The 18400-nt window shown below is 73.6% G+C and carries 8 protein-coding genes; 1 reads left to right on the top strand and 7 read right to left on the bottom strand.

Annotated features, from left to right (window positions below; all coding sequences use genetic code 11):
* Window positions 1-103 precede the first annotated feature (103 nt).
* Window positions 104-1573, bottom strand: coding sequence for a PLP-dependent aminotransferase family protein (locus tag ACFYXF_RS06855; protein WP_389348521.1), 1470 nt, complete (start codon window positions 1571-1573; stop codon window positions 104-106).
* A 99-nt stretch (window positions 1574-1672) separates the two neighbouring features.
* Between ACFYXF_RS06855 and trpD the strand changes: the two genes are divergently transcribed.
* Window positions 1673-2740 (top strand): anthranilate phosphoribosyltransferase, encoded by a 1068-nt coding sequence (trpD, locus tag ACFYXF_RS06850; RefSeq protein ID WP_389348520.1) that lies wholly within the window; start codon window positions 1673-1675, stop codon window positions 2738-2740.
* A 196-nt stretch (window positions 2741-2936) separates the two neighbouring features.
* Here trpD and trpC read toward each other — a convergent pair whose 3' ends face one another.
* The 6 genes from trpC to ACFYXF_RS06820 all read right to left on the bottom strand — a co-directional run bounded on the left by trpC (window position 2937) and on the right by ACFYXF_RS06820 (window position 18365).
* Window positions 2937-3716, bottom strand: a complete 780-nt coding sequence (gene trpC / locus ACFYXF_RS06845; RefSeq protein WP_389348519.1) for an indole-3-glycerol phosphate synthase TrpC — start codon at window positions 3714-3716, stop codon at window positions 2937-2939.
* Between the two features lie 85 nt (window positions 3717-3801).
* On the bottom strand, window positions 3802-4752 hold the full coding sequence (locus tag ACFYXF_RS06840) for a TauD/TfdA family dioxygenase (RefSeq protein ID WP_389348518.1): 951 nt from the start codon (window positions 4750-4752) through the stop codon (window positions 3802-3804).
* 1 nt (window position 4753) lies between these two features.
* Window positions 4754-6001, bottom strand: a complete 1248-nt coding sequence (locus ACFYXF_RS06835; RefSeq protein ID WP_389348517.1) for a cytochrome P450 — start codon at window positions 5999-6001, stop codon at window positions 4754-4756.
* A 27-nt stretch (window positions 6002-6028) separates the two neighbouring features.
* The gene (locus ACFYXF_RS06830; protein WP_389348516.1) at window positions 6029-6907 is read right to left on the bottom strand and encodes an ABC transporter permease; all 879 of its coding nucleotides are present in this window, start codon (window positions 6905-6907) and stop codon (window positions 6029-6031) included.
* The gene (locus ACFYXF_RS06825) at window positions 6904-7095 is read right to left on the bottom strand and encodes a hypothetical protein (RefSeq protein ID WP_389348515.1); all 192 of its coding nucleotides are present in this window, start codon (window positions 7093-7095) and stop codon (window positions 6904-6906) included. Before ACFYXF_RS06825 ends, ACFYXF_RS06830 begins: the two co-directional genes overlap by 4 nt.
* Window positions 7092-18365 carry an amino acid adenylation domain-containing protein gene (locus ACFYXF_RS06820; RefSeq protein ID WP_389348514.1) on the bottom strand — a complete coding sequence of 3758 codons (11274 nt, stop codon included), beginning with the start codon at window positions 18363-18365 and terminating at the stop codon, window positions 7092-7094. The genes ACFYXF_RS06825 and ACFYXF_RS06820 overlap by 4 nt, the downstream gene beginning before the upstream one ends.
* Between the last annotated feature and the right edge of the window lie 35 nt (window positions 18366-18400).

The following is an 18400-nucleotide window of genomic DNA, read 5'->3' as shown; positions in this document are numbered from 1 at the left end:
CCGGATCAGCGCGCGGCGTCTGGTGCGTGCGATCGCAAGGCGCCGGAGCGCCCTCGATGGGGGTCCCCCCGCTCGAGCGAAGCCGAGAGTGGGGGAGGAGCTACTAGGGCGTTTCGGCAACGCGGCTGGGGGTCCCCCCTCTGGGGGAGTGCGTGCCAGGCGTCGCGCGCCCGGCCGGGGATATGACACAGGCTCTGAGGACCGCGCCCAGCTCCGCGACGGCCTCCCCGATCCCCGTACGCGGAAGCTGGGCATACCCCACCACCAGCGCGGGCGGCCCCTCCCCCGGCCGCGCGTGGAACGCCGCCGCGCCCCGCACCAGGACGGAGCGGCTGAGCGCCCCCGCCACCAGCGCCGCCTCGTCGGTGCGCGGGGGCAGCTGTACGCAGGCGTGCAGTCCGGCCGCCGGTCCCAGGACCGTGGCACCGGGCAGATGCCGTCGCACCGCCGTGTCCAGGACCTGTCGGCGGTCCCGGCACAGGGAGTTGAGGCGGCGCAGATGACGGTCGTACAGGCCGCTGCGCAGGAACTGTGCGAACGCCAGCTGCGCCAGGCTGTCGGTGCCCAGGTCGTGCCGGGCGCGGGCACGCAGCAGCGGGGCGAGGACGGCCGGCGGTGCCGCGAGCCAGCCCAGGCGCAGGCCGGGGGCGAGCGTCTTGCTGGCGGTGCCCGCGTAGACGACGTGGTCCGGGGCGAGCCGGCGCAGGGCGAGCGGCCGGGGCGTGCCGCGCTCGTACCAGAGGCCGCCGTCGTAGTCGTCCTCCACGATCCAGCCCCCGGTCTCCCGTGCCCACGCGACGAGTTCGGCCCGCCGCCGCGTGGAGAGGGTGACACCGGTCGGGTACTGGTGGGCGGGCGTGACGAGCACGGCACGCACCCCCGACGCCCGCAACGCCGCCACATCGAGGCCCTCCGCGTCGACCGGCAGCGGCACCGGCCGCAGTCCGCACTCGCGCACGAACCGGCGCAGGCGCGGATGCCCCGGGTTCTCCATTCCCAGGGCGTCCACGCCCAGTTCGGGCAGCGCCGCGCCGAGCAGCCCGAGGGTCTGGGCGAAGCCCGCGACGACCATGATCCGGTCCGGTGCGCTGGGCACACCGCACACCCGGCCCAGGTAGTGGGCGAGTTCGGTGCGCAGGGCCGGCACCCCGGCGGGCGGCGGGTAGTCGTGGTCGGCCGGGTCCGCGGACTGCAGGGCCCGCTGGTAACAGGTGAGCCAGTCGCGGCGCGGGAAGTGCGGGAACACGGGGGCGTTGGGACGCAGGTCCCAGCGCACGTCCGGCACCCGGCAGTCCTCCAGCAGGGTCGGTACGACCGGCTCGGGCCGCAGATGCCGTACGACGCGGGTGCCCGCGCCCTGCACCGCCTCCAGATAGCCCTCGGCGACGAGTTGTCCGTACGCCTCGACGACCACACTGCGGGAGACGCCGAGGTCGTCGGCGAGGCCGCGGCTGGAAGGCAGCCGGCTGCCCGGGTGCAGCACTCCGGCAGCGACCTCGCTCTTGATGAATCGCTGGATCTGTGACGTCAGCGGAACTTCGGAGTCCCGGACGACGTTCATCGCCACCTGCATGCCACTCACATCCCTTTCGCCGAATTGGACCGCACGAACAATGCGGCGGTGGTCTGGAAAGGACCCGCCGCATTTCCCAGACTGAGACCGGACGGAAAAGTGAACCCATTCGTGCAGGAGGAGAACGCCGTGGAGAACTGGCCCCAATTGCTGAACGCCCTGCTGGCCCGCCAGGACCTGTCCACGCACCGGACCGAATGGGCGATGAACGAGGCCATGTCCGGTGCGGCGGGTCCGGCGCGGCTCGCCGCCCTGATGATGGGCCTGCGTGCGAAGGGCGAGACGGCCGCGGAGATCGAGGGCCTGGCGCGCGGCATGCTCCGGCACGCGGTGCCGCTGACCGTGCCGGGCCGCTGCCTCGACATCGTGGGGACCGGCGGCGACGGCTCGCACAGCGTGAACATCTCCACGATGTCGGCGCTCGTGGCGGCCGGGGCCGGCGCACGGGTCGTCAAGCACGGCAACCGCTCCGCGTCCTCGGCGTGCGGATCGGCCGATGTGCTGGAGGAGCTGGGGGTGCCACTCGACCTGCCGGCCGCCGAGGTGGGAGCGGTCGTCGAGGAGACCGGCATCACGTTCTGTTTCGCCCCGCTGTTCCACCCGGCGATGCGGCACGCCGCCGGGCCGCGCCGCGAACTCGGCATCCGTACGGTGTTCAACGCCCTCGGTCCGCTGACCAATCCGGCGCGGCCGGCGGCCCAGGCGATCGGGGTCGCCGACCCGGGACTGGCCGAGCGCATCGCCGAGGTTCTCGCGCGGCGGGGCACGGACGCGCTGGTGTTCCGCGGCGACGACGGGATGGACGAGCTGACGGTCACCACTACCTCCACCGTGTGGTCGGCCACCGGCGGCGAGGTGCGCCGGGAGTCGTTCGATCCGCGGGACATCGGTGTCCCGCGGGCCGCCGCGGGGTCGCTGCGCGGCGGGGACCGGGTGTACAACGCCCGGGTGGCCCGGGACGTCCTGGCCGGGGCTCGGGGGCCGGTCAGGGATGCGGTGCTGTTGTCGGCGGCGGCGGGGTTGGCGGCGTTCGAGGGCGGTACGGGGCCGTTGCCTGAACGTCTGGCGTCCGGTCTCGCCCGTGCGGGGCACTCCGTGGATTCGGGGGCGGCGGCGGGGGTGCTGGAGCGGTGGGTGGCCCTTGCGGGGCGGGTTGTGGTGGCCTGAGCGTCCGGGTGCGGGTGCGTCGTGGCTGGTCGCGCAGTTCCCCGCGCCCCTGAGATGCGCGGCTCCGCCGCGCACCCAGGGGGCACGGGATGTGGCCGCGCACCCAGGCGCCCTGATACGGCGCACGGAGTGCGCCGTCAAGGGGCGCGGGGAACTGCGCGACCAGCCACGACGCACCCGCGGACGGCCAACCGCATCAGCCCCACAGACGCGCGACCGCCGACGTCGCGTCGCCGTCGGTGACCAGCGACGAGCCCACCAGCACCGCATCCGCCCCGAGCGCCCCGTACCCCGCCACGTCGGCAGACCCCCGCACGCCCGACTCCGCGACCCGCACGACGTCGGCCGGCAGGTGCGGAACGACCCGTGCGAACGTCGACCGGTCCACCCTCAGTGTTCGCAGATCACGCGCGTTGACGCCGATCACCCGCGCCCCGGCCGCCAGCGCGCGCTCGGCCTCCGCCTCGTCGTGGGTCTCCACCAACGGCGTCAGGCCGATCTCCGTGGCGAGTGCCGACAGATCGGCCAGCAGCGGCTGTTCGAGCGCCGCCACGATCAGCAGCACCAGGTCCGCGCCGTGTGCCCGGGCCTCCCAGACCTGGTACGGGTCCACGACGAAGTCCTTGCGCAGCACCGGCAGGGCGACCCCGGCCCGCACCGCGTCCAGGTCGGCGAGGCTTCCGTCGAACCTGCGACGCTCGGTCAGCACGCTGATCGCGGCCGCGCCACCCTTCTCGTACGCCGCGGCGAGCCCGGCCGGGTCGTCGATCGCGGCCAGCGGACCGCGGGAGGGACTCGCGCGTTTCACCTCGGCGATGACCTGGGGGCGCCCGTCCGCGGCCCTCAGCAGGGGCACGCAGTCCGCACCCCGGCCGCGCGCCGCCGCCCGCCGCCTCACCTCTCGTTCCGGCACGGAGCGCCGGCGCTCCGCGAGATCCTCGCGCGCCCCCGCCACGATGTCGTCGAGCACTGTCATCCGTACGCTCCCCCTGGTTGTCTGCCGTGTCGGAGGAACCCGGCACTCTGGGCCGGGCCCCTCCGAACCGTCCGGTGCGCCCCGCTCAGGTCATCGAGACGACGACCTTGCGGGTGCCGGTGAACGCCTCCCGGCCGTGCAGGACGGAGAGGTTGTGGACGATCATCACGTCGCCCCGCTGCCAGGGCTCGGTCAGCGTGTGCTCGCGCTGCGCCGCGCGGACCTCGGCGAGGTCCTCGTCGGAGAGGGGGGTGCCGTCGGCGTACGTCACCCAGTGCGGCAGGTCGTCGACCGAGTCGGTCAGGGACAGGAGCAACTCCCCTTCGTCGTCGGGGAGGTTGGAGGGGTGCCACTGGTCGGCCTGGTTGAACCAGGTGTCGCGGCCGGTGCGCGGGTTCTTGCGGACGCCGGGGCGGTGCTGGCTGACGCGCAGGCCGCCGTCGGCCGTCCACCCGAAGTCGGCGCCCGACTCCGTGAGGAACTCCTCGACGGCCGCCCTGTCGTCCGTCTCGAAGGTGTCCTGCCAGGACTTGCCGAGCCCGGCCCCGCCGTGCAGGTACTGGCGGTAGACGACCCCGGCGGCGAACCGCTCCCGTACCTCGGGGGAGAGCGCGCCGAGCAGGGCCTCGCCGTCGCAGACCGGGGTGGCGCCGCCGGTGTCGGGTGCGTCCAGGCAGCAGAAGTACAGCCGGTCGGGCCAGCTACGGGCGTACGACAGCTCGTTGTGCAGGGTGATGTCGTAGCGCGCCGGGTACTCGGTGGAGGTGAAGACGCCGTCGGAGAGCGTCTTGCGGGGGGTGTTGCCGCCGCGATAGCTCTCGATGAGGTCGCCGCCGAAGCCGCTGACGGCGGTGTGGAACGCGGTGGCGTCGGGGATGCCGGCGCCGCGCAGCAGGACCACCCCGTACGAGTCGAGCAGCACCCGTGTCCGGCCGCGCACCTCCTCCCAGCGTGCCTCGTCCCAGGCGTCGGCCGGGGTCCCGGTGTGCAGGATCGCGAGCGTGGTGCCGCCCGTGGTCCGTGTCGTGTGCCGCATCTCAGCGAACCTCCTCGGCGGCCGGCTCCGCGCGCAGTGCGACGGGCAGTCCGCTGTAGCCCTGGATGAAGTTGGAGTAGAGGCGCTGCGGGGGGCCGAGCAGCGTGATGTCGGCGACCATGGCGCGCAGCGCCTCCACCATGGCGTTCACATGGACCCGGCCCAGGAAGGCGCCGAGGCAGAAGTGCGGGCCGTGGCCGAAGACCACGTGCTTGTTGGGGGTGCGGCCGACGTCGAAGGCGCACGGGTCGGTGAACACGTCCTCGTCGAAGTTGGCGGAGGCGTTCCACAGGGTGACCACGTCACCGGCCCGGATGATCCGGTCCCCGAGTTCCACATCGGCCAGGGCACGGCGTCCGAAGTGCATGGCGGGCGTCGTCCAGCGCAGGACCTCCTCCGTGGCCGACTCCGAGGTGACGTCGCCGTTCTTGAGGCGGCGCCACTGTCCGGGGTTCTCGGCCAGCGCGATGAGCCCGCCGGTGATGGACATCCGGGTCGACTCGTCGCCGCCGAGGATGAGGCTGTAGCTGTTGAGGACGATCTCGTCGTCGGTCAGGAGTCTGCCGTCGATGGTGGCGGTGGCCAGGGTGCTGAGGACGTCGTCGCCCGGCTTCGCCCGGCGCTCGGCCGCGAGTTGGGAGAGGTAGAGCAGGATCTCGTTGCGTGCCAGGAGCGATTCGAACTCGCTCTCCTCGGAGCTGTGCCGCGACAGTGTCCGGGTGTTCCACTCGACCAACTGCGGGCGGTCGGCGGCCGGGATGTCGAGAAGGTCGCCCATGGTGTGCATCGGGATGTGGTCGACGACGTCGGTGACGAAGTCGATCCGGTCCGACTCGACGGCCGCGCCGAGCAGTTCACGTGTGTGCCGGTGCACGCCGTCCACGACGGGCGCGAGGACGCGCGGCGAGAACGACTTCAGCATCAGGTTGCGGATCTCGCGGTGGCGCACTCCGTCGGTGACGGCGAGCATCTTGCCGGAGGCCGAGTCCTCGCCCTGGAGCAGCGTGGTGAGGACGGTCCCCTTCTCGGAGGTGAACCGCTTGTTGTCGCGGTAGACGGCGACCGCGTCCGCGTACCGGGAGATCACCCAGAAGCCGGGGCCGGCCGGGCCCGCCGGGTGCCAGTGCACGGGGCTCTCGGTGCGGAACCTGCGCCACATGGCGTGCTGGTCGACGTCGAGGAAGGTCTGCGGATCGGTGAGGTCGAGCGAGGCGGGATCGGGTGCCGCCTGGCGTTCTGTGACAGGCATGGTGGGTTTTCCTCACTGCTTCGGGGCTCAGGGCTTTCGGAATCGGCGCAGGCTGAGGGCGAGGCAGGCCGCGAACAGCACGCTCAGGGTCACCGCGACCACGATCAGCGGGTGCTCGCCGACGAAGCCGGGGCTCGTGGTGGCGGGGTTGCCCCACAGGTCGCGGCAGGCCGCGATGACGGCGCTGACCGGGTTCCACTCGGCGATCGGGCGGATCGCACCCGGCATGGACTGCGGGGAGAGGAAGGCGCTGGACAGGAAGGGCAGCACGACGACGACGAACGGCGCGACGACACTGATCGTCTCGATGCTGCGCAGGGTCATGGCGAGCAGCACGCCGAGCCACAGCATCACGTACGTGAAGACCGCGACCAGCGCGAACCCCGCGAGCGTGGGCAGCGGCCCGGTGTGCGAACGCCAGCCGAGCAGCAGCCCGGCGCCCGTGGTGACGGCGAGCGCGGCCAGGGCGACCAGGAAGTCCGCGCCGGTGTGCCCCAACGGCACGGCGGACCGGCTGATCGGCAGCGAACGGAACCGGTCGATGATGCCGCCCTGCAGGTCCATCGCCATCGACACGGCGGTCGGTCCCACGCAGGCGAGCCCCACCTGGACGGCGCCGCCGGCGAAGACGTACTCCACGTAGCTTCCGCCGGCGGGCAGCGTGATGGCGTCCCGGAACAGATAGCCGAGCAGCACCATCGACACGAGCGGGTTGAGCACGACGCCGATGGCCCGGCCGGGCCCCCGGCGCAGCCGTCTGAGCCTGCGTCCCAGTACGGCGAGCACCTCGGTCCCGAAGGTCCGGGCTCCGCCCGGCCGGGCCCCGTCGAGGAGGGGATTCGCGACGGGGGCCCGGCCGGGGTCGGGCGCCGCGGGGGGCGGCGCCTGCGGGAGGGTGGTCGTCATGAGGGCTTCCGTTCGTCCGGGGCGGGATCCGCCGGCCGCTGCGGCGCGCGGGGCGACGGGCCGTCGGGTGTGTCCCGCGCCGCGCCGGGGCCCGGCGTCAGGAGGACTCCCTGCCAGCCGGCCCGGCGGGCGGCCGCCCACAGGCGACGCCGGCGCACGGCCCGGGCGCGGGAGCCGGCCGCCGTCATCGCTCGCTCCTGTCCGACTCCGCGTGCAGCCGTTCCAGCTGGGCCGCGACCGCGCGTCCTATCTCGTCCAGCGGGCCGGGGCTGAGCATGTCGTCGTGGGCGCAGTCGACGTGGTGCGTGGTCACGGTGCCGTCGGTGTAGGGGGCCCAGAGGCGTTCCTTGTCCGTCTCCTCGCCCCACGGGGAGCGGTCGGCCAGGAACAGGTGCATCTCGCCGTCGTAACCGCGGGGCCGGTAGCGGGTGTTGAGGATCTGGTGGCGGGCCATCAGATCGACCATGCGGGCCATCCGCGCCTCCCCCGTCCGGGCCAGAGCGCTGCCGTCGCGGCGCAGGGCGTCGATGATGTCCGCCGGGGTGAGGTCCCGGTCGCCGAACTCGTCACGGCTGTGCCCGATGCCCTCCAGCAGCCAGGCCAGGCTGCCCTGCACGTCCCGCTCGTCGACGGCGCCGGTCCGGGGGTAGGAGTCCAGGTTGGCCAGCAGGCCCACCTGGTGTCCGGCGGCCCGCAGTTGCACCGCGATCTCGTACGCGAGCAGTCCGCCGAACGACCAGCCGAGCAGGTGGTACGGCCCTTCGGGGCGGACCTGGCGGATGAGGTCGATGTACGCGGCGGCGTTCGCCTCGATGCTGTCGGGCAGCGGCGCCCCGTCGACGACGCTGGGCGACTGGATGCCGTAGACCGGATGGTCCGCCCCGATGTAGCGGGCCAGCGGCAGGTACGAGAGCGCGAGGCCGACACCGCTGTGAACGCAGAAGACGGGCGGGCGCCCGCCGGTCGGACGGATGCACAGCATCGTTGCGAACGTGTCCGCGTGATCGAGGCCGTCGGTCTCCTCGATCGCCTCGGCCGCGAGGCGCATGGTGTCCCTGGGGGCGAGGGCCGTCGGCTCCTGCGCCGTCCCGGACTCCGGTTCCGGGCTCAGCGCCGTCGCGAGCGCGGCCACGCTCTGGTGGGTGAACACGTCGGCGATGCTGAGCTCGATGCCGGCCTTGCGGGCCCGGGCCACCAGGCGCAGCGACTTCATGCTGTCCATGGACCGGGTCTCGAAGAAGTTCTCCGCCGGGGCCACGGACTCCGCCCCGACCACCTCGGCGACGATCTCGCAGAGCCGGACCACGACCGGGTCGGCGGCCGACTGCGGTGGCATCGGCGGCTCCGGCTGCGTCGACTGCGTCGAAGCGTTGTCGCCCCGGGTCACCTTCCGGCCCGTCCGCCACATCCGGGCCCCCGCCTCGCCCCAGGGATCGGCGACGAACCGCTCCGCGGTGACGTCGGCCCGGCCCGCGTAGGACCGGGCGACGGCCGCCCCCGCGAGATACAGCTCGCCCTCCGGGGCCGGGCTCAGCGCCTCGTCCAGTACGTAGCCGTGGGCCGGCCATCGGTCCGTGTCCGCCGGAAACGTGTCCGGTGCGGCCCATGCGGCGGGCGGGCGCTCCCGGGTGGCGACGCCGGTCCCGGCGAGCAGCGCCCCGAACAGCCCGGCCTCGCCCGGCCGTCCGCCGTCGAGCGCGGCGGCGACCCGGGCGGCGGCCGTGCGGTGCTCCACCACCGTGCCCGCCGTGCCGCCGCGGATCACATACGCGGCCTGCTCGGGCCGTGCCGTGGCGGTCACGGGCCGGTCCTCGTCGCCGGCCGTGCCGCGCAGCCCGGGGACGTCGAGGACGAGCACCGGCACCCCGGTCGTCCGCAGCCGTCCCGCCATGCCCACCGTCGTCAGGACGCACACCGGGTCGGTGTCCGCGAACAGGGCCCGGATCCCGTCACCCGGTTCGTCCGCGGCCAGCGGCACGTACGCCGCGCCCGCCTTGAGGATCGCGAGCGCCGCGAGGGCCTGGTCGGCCGCGCGCGGCACGGCGAGCGCCACGGTGCGCTCGGGGCCGGCCCCGGCCGCGACCAGGGTGTGCGCCAACGCGTCGGCGCACCGGTCGAGTTCGGCGTAGGTCAGCGCCTGGGGCCCGCTGCCGGTGGCGACGGCGTCGGGTTTCTCCGCGACCAGTTCGGCGAACAGGTCGATCAGGGTCACCTCGGGCAGCTCCCGGACGACCTCGGCGAAGTCCTGGGCGTAGGTCTCCGGGGGCCGGGCCGACACTGTCGGCTCGTCCGCGCCCTCGATCTCCAGGTCCCCGATCCGTACGCCGGGATCGGCCACCGCGTCCCGCAGTACCCGCGTGAACTGCCGTACCAGGCTCTCGGCCGTCTCCCTCGTGAACAGATCCCTGCTGAAGGTCAGCAGTCCCTGCATGCCGTCGTTGTCGGGCCACGGCACCAGTTCGACGACGAGGTCGAGCTTGGCCTGCCGGGACGGAACGTACTCGGGGCGCGCGGTCAGGCCGGGCAGGCCGAGGTCGCGTACGCCGTCGTACTGCACGGTCAGCGACACCTGGAACAGCGGGTGCCGGTTCAGTGCGCGGGACGGCCGCAGCGCGTCGACGACCTGGTCGAACGGCACGTCCTGGTGGGAGAAGGCCGCGAGGTCGGTCTCCCGGAGCCGGTCGAGCAGTTCGCGGAAGGTCGGGTCGCCGCTCGTGTCGCCGCGCAGCACCAGGGTGTTGAGGAACATGCCGACGACGTCAGAGAGCGCGTCGTCCGTGCGGCCCGCCACCGAGACACCTACCGGGATGTCGGTGCCCGCGCCGCGCCGGGTCAGCAGTGCCGACAGCGCCGCCTGGAAGACGATGAACTCGGTCGTGCCGGTGGCGCGGGCCAGGTCCCCTATCGCCGACCGGAGTTCGGCGTCCACGTCGAACAGCACCGCGTCGCCCTCCCGCGTACCCCGCGCCGGGCGGGGGAAGTCGGCGGGCAGCGGTGTCTCGTCGGGCAGGCCCGCGAGCGCGTCGCGCCAGAAGTCGAGCTGTTCGGTGGCGAGGCCGTCGGGGTCCTCGCCACCGAGCAGTTCGCGCTGCCAGACGGCGAAGTCGGCGTACTGGACGGGCAGCGGCTCCCAGCGGGGGGCGCGGCCCTCGCTCCTGGCCCGGTAGGCGGCGGCGAAGTCGCCGAGGAACGGGCCCATCGACCAGCCGTCGAACGCGATGTGGTGGATCACGAACAACAGCACGCACTCGTCCTGTCCCACCGGGAAGAGCCGGACGCGCAGCGGGGCCTCCTCGGTGAGGTCGAAGCCGCGGTCGGCCTCGGCGGCCACCGCCTCGGTCACCTCGGCGGCCGGCACCGACACCACCTTGACGGCGGGCGCGCCCGCGACGGTGTCCAGGACGCGCAGCGACGGCACCCCGTCGGTGTCCGGCATGACGGTGCGCAGCACCTCGTGCCGCCCGGCGACGTCGCGCAGCGCGACCCGCAGGGCGTCCGTGTCGAGTTGCCCGGTGAGCCGGAAGGCGAGCACCGAGTTGTACGACCCGTCCGCCGTGCCCTCGCGGCGGTTGAGGAACCACTGCCGTTGCTGGGTGAAGGAGAGCGGCCGCTCGGTTCCGGCGGGCGCGGGTGCCAGCGGCGGCCTGGCCCGGTCCGCCTGCTCCACCCGGGCGGCGAGGGCGGCCGGGGTGCGGGCCTCGAAGAGGGCGCGGATGGGCAGTTCGGCGCCGAGGACTCCGCGGACCCGGCTGACCAGGCGCGTGGCGAGCAGCGAGTGCCCGCCGATCTCGAAGAAGTCGTCGTCGGCGTGGACCTGTTCGCGGCCGAGGATGTCGGCGAACAGGCCGCACAGGATCTCCTCGACGGGCGTGCGCGGGGCGCGGCCTCGCGCACCGGCGCCGAGGTCCGGGTCGGGCAGGGCGGCGCGGTCCAGCTTTCCGTGGGCGGTCAGCGGGAGGGAGTCCAGGGCGACGACGGCGGACGGCACCATGTAGTCGGGCAGTTCCCGGGCGAGGCGGTCGCGCAGTACTCCGGTGTCCGTCCCGGACCCGGCCCCGGAAGCGACCACGTACGCCACCAGGCGCCGCTCCCCCGCCGCGTCCTCGCGCATCACCACGGCGGCCTGCTCGACCAGGGGCATGGCCGTCAACGCGGCGGAGATCTCGCCGAGTTCGATGCGGATGCCGCGCAGTTGCACCTGGTCGTCGGCGCGGTCCAGGTAGTCCAGCTCGCCGTCGGGCAGCCAGCGCACCAGGTCGCCGGTGCGGTACATGCGGCTGCCGGCGGGCCCGTACGGGTCGGCCAGGAACCGCTGGGCGGTCAGCCCCGGCCTGCCGAGATACCCGCGGGCCAGTCCTCCGCCGACGTACAGCTCACCGACGCAGCCGACCGGTACGGGCCGCAGCGCGCGGTCCAGGACGTACACGCGGTGGGCGTTGGTCGGGCGGCCGATCGGCGGCCGGCCGCGGCCGGGGGCGAGGGGGCCGCTGACGGTGCAGCCGACGACGGCCTCGGTGGGGCCGTACCCGTTGAACATCCGCACGGAGCCCGCCCAGCGGTCGACGACCTGGGTGGGGACCGCCTCGCCGGTCACCACCATGCGCAGGTCCGCGGGGAGCGTGCTGCCCTCCGGGAGCGCGCCGACGACGACGGGCGGCAGCGCCGCCAGGTTGATCCGGGCGTCGTTGATCAGGTCGACCAGGGGACGGCCCGGGGTGCGGTGCTCCTCGTCGGCGATCACGAGGGTGCCGCCGTTGAGCAGCGCCAGCATGATGCCGAAGACCGACGCGTCGAAGCTGAAGGACGCGAACTGCAGGACGCGCACGTCGTGGTCGAGATCGAATCGCTGGGTGAGGCTGTCGACCATCGCCATCAGCCCGGCGTGCGGCACGGTCACGCCCTTGGGGCGGCCGGTGGAGCCGGAGGTGTAGATCATGTACGCGGTGTGCAGCGGGTGCAGCGTTCCGTTCCGGTCCGCGTCGGTGAGGTCGGCGCCGGAGAGTCCGTCCAGCTCCGCCACGGTGTCGGGTGCGTCGAGGATCAGGGGGGCGTCGGTGCGGCCCGGCCGGTGCGGCAGCCCCGTCGTACGGGCGGCGGTCGCGGTGTCGGTGAGCAGCACCGCGGGGCGCGCGTCGTCGAGGAGGTGGCCGACGCGGTCGGCCGGGTAGTCGACGTCGACGGGCAGGAACACGGCGCCCGCCTTCAGCGCGGCCAGGGCCGCCACCACCAGCTCCACGGAGCGCGGCAGCATGACGGCGACCGGTTGTTCGGGCCGCACCCCTCGGGCGACGAGGAGCCGGGCGATCCGGTTGGCCCGGGTGTTCAGCTCGGTGTAGTCGAGGACCTCGGCACCGAGGGAGACCGCGGGCTTGTCCGGGAACCAGCCGGCCCACCGCTCGAAGGTCTCGGTGGCGAGCAGGGCGGGCTCGGGCAGTGCGGCCTCGGCCCCCGCCCAGTCCACGGTGAGCCGGCGCCGCTCGTTCTCGTCGAGGGTGTCGAGGCGGCCGAGCGGGACACCCGGGTCGGCCGCCAGGCGCTCCAGGACACGGAGGAAGCGGCGGACGAACGCGTCCGTCTGCTGCTCGGTGAACACGTCGGGCCGGTACTGGGCCTCCACCCTCAACTCGCCGTCCGGGCCGGGGAAGACGCCGATCGCCAGGGGGTACTCGGCGACGACGCGCGCCTTCCAGCCGAGCATGGTCAGTCCGGGGATGTGCTCGCCGATGCGGTCGAGGGCGCCCGTCGGATAGTTGTGGAAGCTGACGACGGTGTCGAACAGCTCGCCCGTGCCGGCGCACTGCTGTACCTCGGCGAGGCCCAGGTGGTGGTGGGGTTCGAGGCCGAGCTGGCGGTCCTGGAGGTCGGCGAGCATCGCCTCGAAGGGCTGCGCGGCATCGAGCCGGGCACGGACCGGGAGGGTGTGCAGGAACGCGCCGACCATCCGCTCCACCTCCCGGAGCTCGGCCGGCCGGCCGGAGACGACGGCGCCGAAGGTGACGTCCCGTCGTCCGGTGAGCGCGCCCAGGACCGCGGCCCAGGCGCCCTGCATCACGGTGTTCATGGTGAGACCGCGGGTGTGCGCCCAGGGGGTGAGCGCGGCGGTGACCTCGGCGGGCACGTCGGCCACGAGGGTCTCGGGCAGGACGGAGACGCGGTCGCGGTCCGCGGGGCCGAGCCTGGTCGCACCGCCCGCTTCCTCGATGTCCGCGAGTTCGGCGCGCCATGCCTCGCGGGCGGCGTCCTTGTCCTGGGCCGCCGACCACTCCAGATGGCGGTGGGCGGGGGCGACGCGGGCGAGGGCGGTGGTGTCGGCGCCGTTGGACCACAGGGTGACCAGTTCCTCGGCGAGCACGGCGGACAGGGACCAGCCGTCGACCAGCATGTGATGCGTGGTCCACACGACACGGTGCCGGTCGTCCGCGATCCGGTAGACGGTGAACCGGGTCAGCGGACCGCGGGTGACGTCGAAGCGGTGCAGCCACTCCTCGTCGGTGCGACGGGCCACCTCGGCGTCCACGTCGGCTGCGGCGACGCCGGTCAGGTCGACCTCCGTCCACGGCAGTTCGACGTGCTCGGGGATCAGCTGGACCGGGTCGCCGGTGTCGCGTTCGCGGAAACTGGCGCGCAGCGCCGGATTGCGGTCGAGGAGCGTGACGGCGGCGGCCCGCAGTGCCGAGCGGTCCATGGCGCCGCCGACGTCCATGACGACCTGGAGGGTGTACGCGTCCATGCCCTGACGGTCGAACTCGGCCTGGAAGAGCAGTCCGCGCTGCAACGGGGAGAGCGGCAGGATGTCGGTGACACCGCGCAGTTCGCTCTCGTACGCGTCGATCTCCCGCTGTTCGACCTGGACGAGCGGGAAGTCGGACGGAATGCGTCCGGTGGTGCCCGGCCGGTCCGCGTGCCCGACAAGGGTTTCCAGGGCGCGGAACCAGGTCTCGGCGAGATCCCGTACGTCGGCCTCGTCGAGCAGGGCGGAGGCCCAGGTCCATTCGGCGACGAGGACGGGGCCCTCGGGGCGGTCCTCGGCGACGGCCACGAGGTCGAGGGGCTGACGCAGCGGTGTGTTCGGGGCCGCGGTCTGGCCTGCCCCGCCGGCCTGCATGGACCAGTCGCCGCCGCTTGCGGCGAACCGGCCCAGGTAGTTGAAGCCGAGCTGCGGGACGGGGGTGCGGGCGAGAACGGCGGCGGTCTGCGGGTTGAAGTGGCTCAGCAGGCCGTGGCCGATGCCGTGGTCGGGCAGCGCGCGCAGGGTGGCCTTGACCCGCTTGAGCGCGTCCGTGAGGGAGGTGCTGCCCTGCCACACGTCGGACGGGTCGAGCTCGCCCACGTCGAGGCCGACGGGGAAGACGCTGGTGAACCAGCCGACCGTACGGGACAGGTCCAGGTCGCCCGCGATCTGCTCGCGGCCGTGTCCCTCCAGTTCGATCAGCGCTCGGGTGGCATGCGGGGCTCCGGTGCGGCGGGCCCGCTCGACGAGTGCGAGGGCGAGGCCGGTCAGGAGCACCTCGTTGATCTCGGCGTGGAAGGCGGCGGGCACCTGGGTGAGCAGGGCCGCCGTGTGCTCGGCCGGCAGTTCGACGCGCAGCCGGCCGGCGCTGCCGTGCACGTCACGGGCCGGGTCCAGCGGCTGTTCGGTGAGCGCTGCGGACGCCCCGCTCGACTGCTGCGTCCACAGCGGCAGTTCGGCCATGCGGTCCGCGGTGCGGGCCTCCTCGGACAGGGCCTTCGCCCAGCGGCGGTAGGAGGTCGGCACGGGGTCGAGCCGCGGTTCGCGGCCCTCGGCGACGGCTTCCCAGGCGGCCTGGAGGTCGGGCAGCAGAATCCGCCAGGACACGCCGTCGACGGCGAGGTGGTGAACGACGAGGAGCAGGGTGCCGGTGCCTTCCTCCGTCAGGAGCACCGCCTGCGCGACGAGGCCGTCCTCGGGACGCAGACGGGCGCGGGCCGCGGCCAGTTCCTCGGCCAGACGTACGGCCCGGTCGGCGCCCTCGGGAACAGTGGCGGTGGTGAGTACGTCGGACGCCGCGACGGCGCCCGGGGGCCGGGTGCTCAGGGACCACAGGCCGGGAACCGGGCAGGCGAGGCGCAGCCGCAGCGTGTCGTGGCGGTCCAGGACGGCCTGCAGCGCGCGCTCCAGCCTCGGGGCGTCCACCTCGGCGGGCACGGTCACGGCGAAGTGCTGCGCGAACTCCCTGGTCTCGTCCGGAAGATGCGACAGGAGTTCACGCAACTGCTCGGCCACGGGCAGGAGTTCGACTTCTCCGATGCCGTCCTCCTCGGCTGTGGGCGCCGCCTGTCCGGTGTGTCCGGCGACGGCGGCGATGGCCGCCGGGGTGCGGTGCCGGAAGACGTCGCGGGCCGTGACGACCAGGCCTTCCCTGCGCGCCCTGCTGACCACCTGGAGGGAGCTGATGCTGTCACCGCCGAGGGCGAAGAAACTGTCCTCCGGGCCGACTTCGGGCACACCGAGGACCTCGGCGAGGACCTGGCACAGGACGCGCTCGTCGTCGGTGCGCGCGGCGCGCCCCTGTGCGGAGGCCCCGAAGTCGGGGACCGGCAGGGATGAGCGGTCGACCTTGCCGTGCGCGGTCAGCGGCAGTTCGTCCAGGGCGACGAGGACGGTCGGCACCAGGGCACCGGGCAGCCGCTCGGCCAGCAGGGCGCGGGCGGCCGCGGTGTCCGGGCGGGCTGTGTCCCCGATGGCGTCCCCGACGACGTATCCGACGAGCCGCTGCTGTCCGGCCGGGTCGGTGACGGCGACGGCCACCGCGTCGGCGACGCCGGGCAGTTCGCGCAGGGCCGTCTCGACCTCGCCGAGTTCGATGCGCTGGCCGCGGATCTTGACCTGGTGGTCGACGCGGCCCACGAAGGCGAGCTGCCCGTCGGGGCGCAGGACGACATGGTCGCCGGTGCGGTACATGCGGGAGCCGTCGGCGGCGAACGGGTCGGGCACGAACGTGGTGGCGGTGCGGCGCGGGTCACCGAGGTAGCCGCGGCCGACTCCCCGGCCGGAGATGAACAACTCGCCCTGCGCGCCGCGCGGCACCGGCCGCAGGTCGGCGCCGAGGACATGAAGGCGGGTGTTGCGCAGCGGCCGGCCGATCGGCACGACGGGCGCGTCCAGCTCGCCGGTGGTGGAGACATAGGCGTGGGTGACGTCGTCGGAGCACTCGGTGGGGCCGTAGAGGTTGGCGAGCGGGATGTCCGGATAGCGGGCGAACCAGCGCCTGCAGAGGTCGGCGGGAAGCGCCTCGCCGTTGGAGATCATCCAGCGCAGGGCGGGTAGTTCGGGTGCCGAGCCCGCCGCGTCCCAGACGTCGAGGGTGGCGCGCAGCAGCGACGGCACGACCTCGACGACGGTCAGCTCCTCGGCGCCGATGGCGGGGAACAGGGCGTCCGGGTCGGCGGCGTCACCGCGGCTGAAGGCGCGGACGCGTCCGCCGACGAGCAGCGTCGTCAGGGTCTGCCAGACGGTGACGTCGAAGGTGACGGGTGCGTTGTGGACGAGCGCGTCGGCGCCGGTGAGCCCGAACTCCTCGATCTTGGCGAGGAGATGATTGACCATGCCGCCGCGCTGCACCATGGCGCCCTTGGGCTTGCCGGTGGAGCCGGAGGTGTAGATGACGTAGGCGAGGTCGAGCGGGCCGCCGGTGACGGGGGCCAGTTCACCGGCGGTGTCGGCGCGGGCGTCGAGGACGTGCACGGGCAGCGGGTCGGCCAGGGAAGCCGCCGTCGCGCGCGCCAGGCCGGCGTGCTCGTCCTGGGTGAGCAGGAAACCGGCGCCGCTGTCGCGCAGCAGTGCGGTCAGCCGGGCCACAGGCGCCCCGGGGTCGAGGGGCACGAAGGCGCGTCCGGCGCCGAGGACGGCGAGTTCGGCGGTGACGAAGTCCCGGCCCGGCTCGGAGAGGATGGCCACCGGGCCGTGGCCGGTCAGGACACGGGAGACGGCGGAGGCCCGGCCGATCAGCTCGGCGTAGTCGACGCTTCCGCCGTCGTCGGTGACGGCCACCGCGTGCGGCGCCCGCGCCGCATGCTCCCGTACCCGCTCCACGACCCCCCGGTAGGGCGTCTCGCGGACGGGCCCGGTGAGCGCGGCGGTGAGGCCGGCCCGCTCGTCGGCGGTGAGCAGGTCGAGGCCGCCGAGCGGGGCGTCGGGCGCGGCCTGGAGGAAGGCGTCCAGGAAGGCGGTGAACCGGTCCAGGTGCGTGCGGATCTCGGTACGGTCGTAGCGTGCGGTGTTGCCGCTGAGGTCGATTGCGATGCCCGCGGCGCCCTTGTCGAAGACGGTGATCTCCAGGTCGTCGACGAGTCCTGTGGAGGGGGTGTAGATGGTGGCCTCGCACGGACCGATGGCCAGCTTCTCGGGCTGCGGGATCATGTTGAGGCACGGGCCGAACGGCCGCCGGTCGTCGCTGGGAAGACCCATGTCCCTGCGGATCCCGCTGACCCGGTGGCGCTGGTGTCTGAGCCCCTGTGAGAACACCTCGTGCGTCGCCGCGAGCAGTTCGGCGCGCGTGGCGTCGGCGGACACGGCCAGGCGGAGCGGCAGCGTGTTCACGACCACGCCGGGGATGCGCTGCATCGTGCCCCCGAGGCGCCCCGTCACCGGCAGGGCGAGGAGGACGTCCTCGACGGCGGCGGTGCGCGCGGTGTAGGCGAAGAGGGCGGCGGCGAACGTGCTCTGCCAGATCACCCGGGACTTCCAGGCGACCGTGCGCAGCAGCTCGGCCGTCAGCTCGGGCAGCACCGCGCTCTCCTGGTGGAAGGACGGGGCGGGCTGGGCGTCCCGCGTGGCCAGGCTGATCAGCGCGGGGCCGTCACCCACCTGCTCCCGCCAGTACGCCGCGTCCCGCTCACCCTTCGTCGAACCGGTCGACGCCGCCTCGGCGTCGACCAGTTCGGCGAGTGCGGGGAAGCGGCCCTCGTCGAGCGAGGTGCCGTCGAGCAGGGCGTCGTAGATCTCGGAGAGCCGCTGGAAGTAGATGACGTAACTGAACCCGTCGGAGACGAGGTGATGGGTGAGGAGGCAGAGGAAGGTGCGCTCCGGGCCGAGTACGAACACGCTCAGCCTGAACAGCGGGCCGTGTCCTTCCGTGCCGTCGGCCTCGTCGTCGAGCGGGAAGGGCACGGCCAGGTCGTCGCGGATCGCCTGCCGCGCGACCGCCGCGGGGTCGGGTGCGGTGCTGACGTCGGTGACGACCAGCGGCAGCGTCCCGACGGGTTCGACGAACTGACGCGGGTCGCCGCCCTGTTCGTCGAACCGGGCGCGCAGGCACTCCGACTCGTCGACGAGCCGCGCGAGCGCGGTGCGCAGGAGGTCCGGGTCCAGCGGCCCGCGGATGTCCCAGTAGGCGGAGTTGTTGTAGGTCGCGCCCCCGCCGGAGAGTTTCGCGTCGAACCAGATGTCCTTCTGGCCGGCGGTGAGCGGAAGGCCGACCGTCTGAACAGGTGTCATAGCAGTCCCCTAGGTGAAAGATGGTGCGGGTGGGG

It is taken from the genome of Streptomyces sp. NPDC002680 (genome assembly GCF_042889145.1).
Classification (GTDB): Bacteria; Actinomycetota; Actinomycetes; order Streptomycetales; family Streptomycetaceae; genus Streptomyces; species Streptomyces adonidis.
The sequence above is the reverse complement of the archived record's forward strand: the minus strand, read 5'-3'. Positions and strand labels throughout refer to the sequence as shown.